Raw genomic sequence first — 2,491 nt, 5'->3', positions numbered from 1 at the left:
TATCACAATTTTTTGCATAGCAAAACCTCACTCATAAGGTGATTAGAAAATAATAAATAAAGGGTTATTTAGTTGCTGTAGCCGAATTGCAGAATTGTATGAGATGGACAAAGACGATTAAATTGACATTCAAGCCTCTTATTACCCCATGACCTCAACGGATCGCCGCAATAACTGCCACCAGCCACGGCATAGAAAATAGTTGTTTTTGGTGCGTTAATTCGCCATGTAAACGGCCAGTCTTCACCGTTCAAGGCTTCTCCGCAACGAGACTGTCCCGCTCGTGCTTGTCGATATTCAGTGATTGTGATGGTATAGCCCATTGTCGCAGCCAGATTAATGAAAAATTCTTTCGACTGTCCACCATCTCTTAATAATCGCGAAACAACCGTTTTCTGTCTGAGCGGAATAGTATCAACTTCCCCAATCCCGCAATCATCTGGCAAACCTAGCGACTTTTCCCATTCAGGTAGCATGATAGTTGCTGTGGCCGGGAAAGCGCCTTCAATCAATCCCCACGCGTCCCGATCACTTCGATAATATGAATGCGCAATCGCCCTTGTTACTGCATTCATAACAGATGAGGGCTGACGAGTCCATGCTAAGCCAGACGGTAACAATCCGTTTAATGCTGATGTATAGTCTTCTACGCTATATCGACTCATGTATAGATAACCTCCCCTCGCAACGGCAGTTCTCCAACCCCTAATTTGATATTGCTTGTCGGATTTGTGATGACGAATCCCGCAGTACCTGGCACATCAGCAATCGCATATTGCAATTCTGAAATAAGAACTTTTCCGGTTCCGTCAGGATTTCCACTTTCAAAAAATACATTATCAATAGCGGCTGCAATAGCATTCGTTACATCACGACTAACATAAGATATACCGTTGATTATAATGTCAATTTTACGCTGAATTGGGGAGCAAACCCAGACTAAGGCCGTAACAGGTTGTAACGGGTAGATGTAATCCGCAACTCTTGCTTGATCTCCTGTTGCTGACGTACCGTAGTTTTCTAAGCTAGAAAATCCATCAGTACCGGTTGGGAAACCGCCCTTTCCGTTATTATCGCACATGATATAGATGCCAACAGTACCAGCACCCATCGCTCGCCGGCGAATCCACACACGAGTAACACCCGGCACGGACAAAGCCCACAACTTGTAGTCATCATCAGAGCCGCCTGATAGTAACCCTTGGTACGCAAGAAGAATTCGGGAACGAAAATCATCTTCATTTTCAATATCTGCCCCGCCGATAATCGGTGTTACAGCTTTTCCCTGAACGTCAACCCCGGCAATACTTTGATCGAGTGTTAACACTGTCCCCGCGTCAGCATTACCTGCGCTTCCTCCACCAGTCACATCATCAGAGATATCTGGCAAAATTGCTGTTATCAATGCATTAGCGGTGCCATCTTGCGCGATACGGACGTCATAAAGCGTTTTGTATTGATAACCGTCGCCCCGATTTAATATCGTCCCGGCTGGAACAATTACGCCCTCCGTACCCGTGAACTGGTAATCATTGCAAATGGCTGCGTTAGCGGGTTTGCGAAAGACTTTTTTCATTGCCCCCCAACCTGCGAGATGTTCATCAGTTGCAGTAAAGGGCGTAGTTTGCAGTGCGATATAGTCAAGATAGCCGTAGTGTAAATGAGCCATGCCGGCGTCCATGTCAGCAAGAACGCCCATGTTTGAATATCTCAGCAATGTGCCGGCATCATCAAGTTCAGACTGTAAAAAGCTGCGGTTCTGCTCGCGCAGCTCAGATAGTGTTTGTCGTTTGAATGGCATTATTCTTTTCCCATACCCAAAAAAATCTCAGATCTTCGGCTTCTCTTCCTGGCCGTTGATAGCGAATAATCATATTTAATCGATTTGGGTAAACGATTTGAGTGTTGATATTTACAGAAGCGACAACGCCATCGTCTAACATCCACTGTAGCGCCTCACGCGCATAATCTTCTGCTTTCAGCGCGACGGCGGTAGTGAGTTTTTGGCGTCGAATTAACCATAATCTTGAGCCAATTTGGTAATCCGAGCCGACATCACCCCACCAGCCCTTTCTGTCAACTCCGTCGATTTCATCATCACTACGTGCCTGTCTATCTGTAAACAGACTAACTATCATTGCAGTTTGCAAATCGTCTCCAGTGACCAAATCCCCGTTCCCCGCCAGCCAATCGGCATGAATCTTATTCACATCCCAGTACGAAGTAATATCACTCATTTCACTGGCTCCCCGGTTTGTTGACTCGTCACTGTTGAACCGCCAGATTCCACACCGGATACTTTATGCGTATGCCGGTTATACGAATCACGCAACTGTTTCATTGTTGAAGAGTTACTATTGCAGTTATCAACGATATCACCTGTCACTTTTAAAATTGGCGTGTTACAAAGTACAGACTCGCTAGCGTTGATTGTTACCTGTGTTGCATTATTCACAGTAATGGGCTGGCCCTTGGCTTCAATAGTGATCCC

At 45.6% G+C, this 2,491-nt stretch carries 3 protein-coding genes and 1 pseudogene; all 4 read right to left on the bottom strand.

The annotated features are described in order from the left end of the window. Positions 1-68: 68 nt before the first annotated feature. Positions 69-665 carry a YmfQ family protein gene (locus C6H66_RS24020; protein WP_105396961.1) on the bottom strand — a complete coding sequence of 199 codons (597 nt, stop codon included), beginning with the start codon at positions 663-665 and terminating at the stop codon, positions 69-71. Beyond that, positions 662-1,801, bottom strand: a complete 1,140-nt coding sequence (locus C6H66_RS24015; RefSeq protein WP_105396960.1) for a baseplate J/gp47 family protein — start codon at positions 1,799-1,801, stop codon at positions 662-664. The genes C6H66_RS24020 and C6H66_RS24015 overlap by 4 nt, the downstream gene beginning before the upstream one ends. Further along, a complete protein-coding gene (locus tag C6H66_RS24010; protein WP_105396959.1) occupies positions 1,773-2,237 on the bottom strand; it encodes a phage GP46 family protein in 465 nt (154 codons plus the stop codon). Before C6H66_RS24010 ends, C6H66_RS24015 begins: the two co-directional genes overlap by 29 nt. Then, positions 2,234-2,491, bottom strand: a pseudogene (locus C6H66_RS24005) (baseplate assembly protein); the annotation flags it as partial. The gene C6H66_RS24010 and the pseudogene C6H66_RS24005, both read right to left, overlap by 4 nt.

This window comes from Photorhabdus hindustanensis, assembly GCF_002968995.1.
GTDB classification, from domain to species: domain Bacteria; phylum Pseudomonadota; class Gammaproteobacteria; order Enterobacterales; family Enterobacteriaceae; genus Photorhabdus; species Photorhabdus akhurstii.
This window is presented reverse-complemented; position numbering and strand designations above follow the sequence as displayed.

Coding starts and splice junctions, on each gene's coding strand:
- C6H66_RS24020 (WP_105396961.1), bottom strand. CDS start 665: ATGAGTCGATATAGCGTAGAAGACTATACATCAGCATTAAACGGATTG.
- C6H66_RS24015 (WP_105396960.1), bottom strand. CDS start 1,801: ATGCCATTCAAACGACAAACACTATCTGAGCTGCGCGAGCAGAACCGC.
- C6H66_RS24010 (WP_105396959.1), bottom strand. CDS start 2,237: ATGAGTGATATTACTTCGTACTGGGATGTGAATAAGATTCATGCCGAT.